General features: G+C 37.3%; 6 protein-coding genes and 1 other annotated feature. Of the genes, 1 reads left to right on the top strand and 5 read right to left on the bottom strand.

The features are described 5' to 3' along the window. Positions 1-204: 204 nt before the first annotated feature. From serS to guaB, 5 genes are all read right to left on the bottom strand, one after another. A complete protein-coding gene (gene serS, locus GFJ36_RS00030) occupies positions 205-1,479 on the bottom strand; it encodes a serine--tRNA ligase (RefSeq protein WP_048543009.1) in 1,275 nt (424 codons plus the stop codon). Positions 1,480-1,530: 51 nt separating this feature from the next. Beyond that, positions 1,531-1,752: a binding site (T-box leader), on the bottom strand. Between the two features lie 54 nt (positions 1,753-1,806). After that, a complete protein-coding gene (pdxT, locus tag GFJ36_RS00025; RefSeq protein ID WP_000238772.1) occupies positions 1,807-2,397 on the bottom strand; it encodes a pyridoxal 5'-phosphate synthase glutaminase subunit PdxT in 591 nt (196 codons plus the stop codon). Between the two features lie 18 nt (positions 2,398-2,415). After that, complete coding sequence (gene pdxS / locus GFJ36_RS00020) at positions 2,416-3,303, bottom strand: pyridoxal 5'-phosphate synthase lyase subunit PdxS (RefSeq protein ID WP_000186157.1); 888 nt, start codon at positions 3,301-3,303, stop codon at positions 2,416-2,418. 161 nt (positions 3,304-3,464) lie between these two features. Continuing rightward, the gene (gene dacA / locus GFJ36_RS00015; protein ID WP_142334599.1) at positions 3,465-4,772 is read right to left on the bottom strand and encodes a D-alanyl-D-alanine carboxypeptidase DacA; all 1,308 of its coding nucleotides are present in this window, start codon (positions 4,770-4,772) and stop codon (positions 3,465-3,467) included. Between the two features lie 113 nt (positions 4,773-4,885). Beyond that, positions 4,886-6,349, bottom strand: a complete 1,464-nt coding sequence (guaB, locus tag GFJ36_RS00010; RefSeq protein ID WP_000264076.1) for an IMP dehydrogenase — start codon at positions 6,347-6,349, stop codon at positions 4,886-4,888. Between the two features lie 115 nt (positions 6,350-6,464). Here guaB and GFJ36_RS00005 point away from each other — a divergent pair, with 115 nt between their 5' ends. After that, positions 6,465-7,466: a YaaC family protein gene (locus GFJ36_RS00005; protein ID WP_157349410.1), complete on the top strand. Its 1,002-nt coding sequence runs from the start codon at positions 6,465-6,467 to the stop codon at positions 7,464-7,466. The last annotated feature ends 28 nt before the right edge of the window (positions 7,467-7,494 follow it).

The raw sequence follows: 7,494 nt of genomic DNA, 5'->3' as shown, positions 1-7,494 counted from the left end.
TGTCGGTTTTCAAGACCGATCCCTTCAGCCAGACTTGGGTATACCTCCATATTGACATCAAATATAATATCAAAAGAAAAACAGTTAGTCAACCCTACTAAAATAAATTATGAGGAAAGGAAAATTTTACTTTTCCTCTCCTACATTATAGTACTGACAACGCTCATAATTACCAATCACTCATACCGATGAATGTTTATAAATTTACTTAATAACTGTTTTTCCTCCCATATAAGGGCGAAGAACTTCTGGAATTATAATTGTACCATCTTCTTGTTGGTAGTTCTCTAAAATAGCTGCCACCGTACGTCCAATTGCAAGACCAGATCCATTTAATGTATGAACATGTTCTGGTTTGCCGTTTGGCTCACGACGGAAACGGATATTTGCACGTCTCGCTTGGAAAGCCTCAAAATTACTACAAGAAGAAATCTCACGATATGTGCCATAGCTTGGAATCCATACTTCGATATCGTATTTCTTCGCTGCTGTAAATCCTAAATCGCCTGTGCACATGCTCATAACGCGATATGGCAACTCTAATAATTGTAACACGCGTTCTGCATCATTTGTTAGTTTTTCTAACTCTTCATAAGAATCTTCTGGTTTTACGAACTTTACAAGCTCTACTTTATTGAACTGATGCTGACGAATTAAGCCACGTGTATCACGGCCAGCTGAACCCGCTTCAGAACGGAAACAAGAGCTAAATGCAGCATATCGTATAGGCAGTTGCTCTTTATTTAAGATTTCATCACGGTGCATGTTCGTTACAGGTACTTCAGCTGTTGGAATTAAGAAGTAATCTTCACTTTCAATACGGAATGCATCTTCTTCAAATTTCGGAAGTTGTCCTGTTCCTGTCATACTTGCACGGTTTACCATATACGGAGGTAATACTTCTTCGTATCCATGCTCGTCAGTATGAAGATCAAGCATAAAGCTAATTAAAGCACGCTCTAATCTCGCGCCAGCACCTTTATAGAATACGAAGCGGCTTCCTGTTACCTTCCCAGCACGCTCGAAATCTAAAATTCCTAAATCTGTAGCAAGATCCCAATGTGGTTTTGGTTCAAAAGCAAATTCTTTCACTTCTCCCCAATTACGTGCTACTACATTATCATCCTCTGTTTCACCAATTGGAGCAGATTCATGAGGTATATTTGGAATAGATAACATTAATCTTTCTAAATCTTCTTCAACTGTACGAAGTTCATTATCAAGATCTTTTACTTTTTCTCCAACTTCACGCATTTCTAGAATTAGAGCTTCTGCATCTTTCTTTTCACGCTTCAATACAGAGATTTGTTGAGATACTTCGTTACGTTTACTTTTTAATTCCTCTGTTTGAACAAGTAATTCTCTTCTTCTCGTATCCAGCTCTTCAAAACGACCAAAATCAGTTAAATCTTCGCCTCTATGCTGTAACTTTGCTTTTACTTCTTCAAAATTTGTACGTAAAAATTTAATATCAAGCATTATATACTCCTCCTTTTATTTTATAAAACACAAAAAACTCCCGTCCCTATATAAAGGGACGGGAGTTAACCCGCGTTGCCACCCTAGTTGAAAGCATTACCGCTTTCCTCTCAAGTAGAAATAACGGCTCTTCACCGGGAATGTTTACTAATCATAAAGATATTCCACATTCCATTCCAGGATGGATTCACAAACTGTTTCTATCGATTTCCACCAACCATCGACTCTCTATAAGAAACGGCATTTGTTACTACTTCCTATCAACACGCTTATTTTATAAAATTGTTACCATCAATTTACTATAATCTTATACAAGTTGCAAGTTACTTATACAACTTTTTTCATTTTCGCTTCTTTTACCATTTCTACAAAGTATGCTGTCACACGATGATCATCCGTTAATTCTGGATGGAATGAAGCAGCTAAAAACTGATTTTGTTTTACTGCTACCATTCGATCACCATGTGTGGAAAGTACTTCAACATCATCAGCTACATTTACAACATACGGAGCACGAATAAATACACCAATAAATTCTTCTCCTACACCTTTAATTGACAGTGCGGCTTCAAAGCTATCTTTTTGGCGTCCGAACGCATTGCGCTCTACTGTAATATCCATAGCACCAATATGTGCTTCTTCATAGCCAATAAGTGTTTTTGCAAGAAGAATCATACCTGCACATGTACCAAACATTGGTTTACCAGACTTCGCGAATGTACGAAGTGGTTCCATGAAAGCATACTTATCAATAAGACGGCGCATTGTTGTACTTTCACCGCCTGGTAAAATAAGACCATCAATCTCTTCAAGTTGCTCTATACGCTTTACAACAACAGCTTCTGCACCACTTGCTTCAACTGATTTTATATGCTCACGAACTGCACCTTGAAGACCTAGTACACCGATTTTCACCATTTTAAAGTTCTCCTTCAATTACCATCCACGCTCTTGCATACGTTGTTCTGGTAATAACGTTGAAATTTCGATACCTTTCATCGCATTACCTAATCCTTTAGAAAGGCTTGCAATTAGTTCGTAATCCTCATAATGTGTCGTCGCTTCAACGATTGCGCGTGCAAATTTCTCTGGATTCTCTGATTTGAAGATACCAGATCCAACAAATACACCATCTGCACCAAGTTGCATCATTAACGCTGCATCTGCTGGTGTTGCTACACCACCTGCTGCGAAGTTTACAACTGGCAAACGACCAAGGCGTTTAATTTCAAGTAATACTTCATAAGGAGCACCAGTATTTTTTGCATATGTCATTAACTCATCTTCACGTAGACTTGCAACTTGACGGATTTCTGCATTGACTTGGCGCATATGACGCACTGCCTCTACAATGTTTCCTGTTCCTGGTTCACCTTTTGTACGAAGCATAGATGCACCTTCTGCAATACGACGTGCAGCTTCTCCGATATCACGGCAACCACATACAAACGGAACTGTGTAATCACGTTTATTTAAATGGTATACTTCATCAGCAGGAGTTAATACTTCACTCTCATCGATATAGTCTACCCCTAATGATTCTAATACACGTGCTTCTACAAGATGACCGATACGGCATTTTGCCATAACCGGAATTGAAACAGCGCCCATAACTTCTTCAACGATTGTTGGGTCTGCCATACGAGAAACGCCACCTGCTGCACGAATATCTGCTGGTACACGCTCTAGTGCCATAACAGCAACTGCGCCTGCCTCTTCTGCAATTTTTGCTTGTTCAGCGTTAATTACGTCCATAATAACGCCGCCTTTTTGCATTTCTGCCATTCCACGTTTTACACGTTCTGTCCCTGTTACATTTGTCATGTTACAAAAACCCCCCTAGGTGAATTGCTTTTCCCCGTTAAAGGCGAAAATTAAGAATACTCTTACATTCTACCACTAACTATCAGATGCTTGTCTACTACTTTTTCATAAAGTCGGTATGAAAAATAGGAATAAGAAAAAGCCCCTACAATGAGGAGCTTTTAAAACCAACCTTTTACTGTATCAACAGCACTATTCCATATACCACTAAAGAAAGAACCAATTCCGCGCATAGAGCGAGTAAACCAATTCGCTTCCTCTACTGCAGACGTTGTTACAAGATCTATTTGTAATGACTTACCAGATAAAAATCCAGGATCATTCGCATCTTTTGGTGTGATTACCATTTGGCCAAGTGCAGCTCCCTTTTTAATAGGTGCTTCTTGTCCCTTATTTGCTTCTTTTAATTCTGTTTTATAAACATCTTTACTTCCTTTTGGCACCGGAAGTGAAACAGCTTGTTTTGTTTGAACTGCTACATCTTTATCTTTAGCATTTTCTACTCGTACTGTTTCTTGTCCTTTTACTGAAGAATCTTTTTTATACATTTGCTTCATTTCAAAGTTAGCAAATCCATAATCATATAGCTTCTTTGTTTCATCAAAACGTGCTGTATGAGAACTTGTTTTAATAACTACAGAAATAAAACGCATTCCGTTTCTTTCAACCGTACCAGTGAAGCAATCCCCTGCTTCTGGAGTCGAGCCTGTTTTCAGGCCATCTACGCCATCATATTCTTTCACTAAGCCCTTTAACATCCAGTTCCAGTTCGACATTGCAAACTTCTCTTTTTCTGGACGGAATTCTTTTTTCGGGATTTTTGCTGTATCTAACACTTTTGGATAATCTTTAATTAAATGTTGTGCTAAAGTTACAACATCCTTTGCAGACATTTTATTTTCTTCATCCGCTGTTGTTCCTTCAGGATGCATTCCCTTTAAATCTTTATTCGTTAAACCTGTAGAATTGACAAATTTATAATTTTTCAACCCTAGTTCTTTCGATTTATCATTCATCATTTTTACGAAGTCTACTTCTTTACCTGCAATTGCTTCTGCTAATGCAATTGTTGCACCATTTGCAGAAAAGATTGCCATTGCTTCATATAACTCTTTTACTGTATAAATGCCACCTTTTTCTAATGCAACATTTGATAAAGAAGCATCTTGTGAAACTTTATACGCATATTCAGAAACCTTAATTTTTTGATCCCACTTAAGTTTTCCTTTATCCACTGCTTCATGAACTAAATATTCACTCATCATCTTTGTCATACTAGCAATTGATAATAATTCATCTGCATTCTTTTGATATAAAATTTTCCCAGAATTCGCTTCAACTAAAATTGCTGCACCTGCTTCAATGTTTAAAGCAGCTCCTGTTTCTGCTGATGCATTGCTATATGGTAACAACATACTACAAGCTAGTGTAAGCATTGTTACTAAAGCAATGAATCTTTTGCAAAACATACCTTTCACTTTTGCTACCCCCAATATCTATGTACTCACATAACCGTTATTCTAACATAATCAAAAAAAAATAGACAGAGATATCAAATCTCCGTCTATTTGTATATAAGACATTACAATGAGTAGTTTGGAGCCTCTTTTGTAATTTGTACGTGATGAGGGTGACTTTCACGTAAACCAGCACCTGACATACGAATGAATTGTGCATTCTCACGTAAGAATTCTAAATTCTGAGCTCCGCAATATCCCATACCGGCACGTAATCCACCAACTAATTGATGAACTGTATCGGCTAAAGGTCCTTTATATGGTACTCGACCTTCAATACCTTCTGGAACAAGTTTTTTATTTCCTTCTTGGAAGTAACGGTCTTTACTTCCTTTTTCCATCGCTCCGACAGAACCCATACCACGATATACTTTAAATTGACGACCTTGATAAATTTCAGTTTCTCCAGGGCTTTCAGCAACACCAGCAAACATACTACCTAGCATAACAACGTGTGCTCCTGCTGCTAAAGCTTTTACCATGTCACCAGAGTACTTAACACCACCATCAGCAATAACTGGAATACCGTGTTTACGAGCTTCTGTTGCACAATCATAAACTGCTGTTAATTGTGGTACACCCACGCCAGCTACAACGCGTGTCGTACAAATAGAGCCTGGTCCAATACCAACTTTAACTACGTTTGCACCTGCTTCAATTAATGCTTTCGTTGCTTCAGCAGTAGCAACATTTCCAGCGATAATATTTAGTGATGGATATTTCGCACGAACTTCTTTCACTTTATCAATAACACCTTGAGAATGTCCATGAGCTGTATCAAGTACGATTGCATCTACGCTAGCTTTTACTAATGCGTCGATACGAAGCATAGCATCAGCCGTTACACCAACCGCTGCTCCAACTAATAAGCGTCCTTGCTTATCCTTCGCAGAATTTGGGAATTCAATTACTTTTTCAATATCTTTTATTGTAATAAGCCCTTGTAATACACCGTTGTTATCAACGAGAGGGAGTTTTTCAATCTTGTACTTTTGTAGGATCTTTTCAGCTTCTTCCAGCGTTGTACCAACTGGAGCTGTAATTAGCTTTTCTTTTGTCATTACGTCGGAAATTTTGATTGAGTAGTCTTGGATAAAACGCATATCACGGTTTGTAATAATACCAACTAATTTTCGCTCGTCTAAATTATTTACAACCGGTACACCTGAGATACGGTATTTTCCCATAAGATGCTCTGCATCATACACTTGATGTTCTGGAGTTAAAAAGAAAGGATCTGAAATAACGCCACTTTCAGAACGTTTTACTTTATCAACTTGCTCCGCTTGTTGTTCAATAGACATGTTTTTATGAATAATTCCTAAACCGCCTTGACGAGCCATTGCAATAGCCATATCAGCTTCTGTTACTGTATCCATTCCTGCACTAATTAACGGGATATTTAACTGTAAGCTTTCAGATAAAACTGTTTTAACACTTACTTCTCTTGGTAGTACATCTGACTTTGCTGGTACAAGTAATACGTCATCAAAAGTCAAACCTTCTTTAACAAATTTAGATTCCCACATAATTGTTCCCCCCATGATACCAGAAATTATTATTAGTAGCTTATCAATTGGTTAAAATACTGTCAAGGACGTATATATATGTTAGAATTTTTAGACAATAAAAGGAGCGTAATATATGCATCAAACACATTGTACTTGGCAGCAATTAAGTTTCTTCTTTTCATCTCAAAATGTACAACGTTATCTTGCCCGTTGCTATGAAAAATCCTCCATACAAGATGCTGAAAAAAAAAGTTTCGAAAATTGTTATCCCTTTATTTATTACTTAGAACACGGGAAAAACTATTATGAATTATATAAGGTAGCCCCCTTTTCGATTCAGCCAATGTTATTGTTTTATGGAATGAGCCAACTTTTTAAAGCCTGCTTACTAACTATTGATCCTAACTATCCAGAATCCACTACTGTTTTAGCTCATGGTGTTACGACTCGTAAACGAAAAAAACAGGGGTATCAATTTTTAGAAGATGAGGTGAAGGTGCAAAAAAATGGATTATTTACCCAGATTGCAGAACAGCTGTTTCACATGAAACACTTAGAAGCAGAGAAGTTTAACATGCTAGATCTAATGGGAAATATTCCCGAATTACAAAATTTATTTCGCTATAGTCAAAGGGGGGCCACTTTATATAAAATCGATTCAACAAATACAAATGAACTTTCCTTTTCGGTCAACATACTAGATCGACTCCATATGACTACAGAAAGATTTTCACGTTACATTGAATCAACTTGTAAGCATTTATCCATACAACATGTTCCTGGGAAAACGAGCGGATCGAATCTGCTTTTTACAGCTCCTATCCAGTCGTGGAACCCTATATATAGTACGCCTTTATACTACGAATATCTTGCTGATACTTATTACTTACCAATTCCAATTGACCCGAGAAATCCTAAACCAGTATTACCTGAACTTCTTGTTCATTATTTATTGCTCTACAATTTAAGTATGATTTCTAGATACGAAACAGATTGGTGGTATGATTTACTTGGGAGCTATGGCTCTGAAGATTATCCATTTATTTATCAATTTCTTACTATTTCTGCTCAAAAAATCCCTTACCATATTTCGTCTTTTTTACTAACAGAACCGAGCCTATTTCATGGGAAATAAAAAAACACAAGTCAAAAGACTTGTGTTT

Source organism: Bacillus sp. EE-W1 (genome assembly GCF_009760835.1).
Lineage (GTDB): Bacteria > Bacillota > Bacilli > Bacillales > Bacillaceae_G > Bacillus_A > Bacillus_A wiedmannii.
Note: the sequence above shows the minus strand (reverse complement) of the source record. Positions and strands in the feature narration are given on the sequence as shown.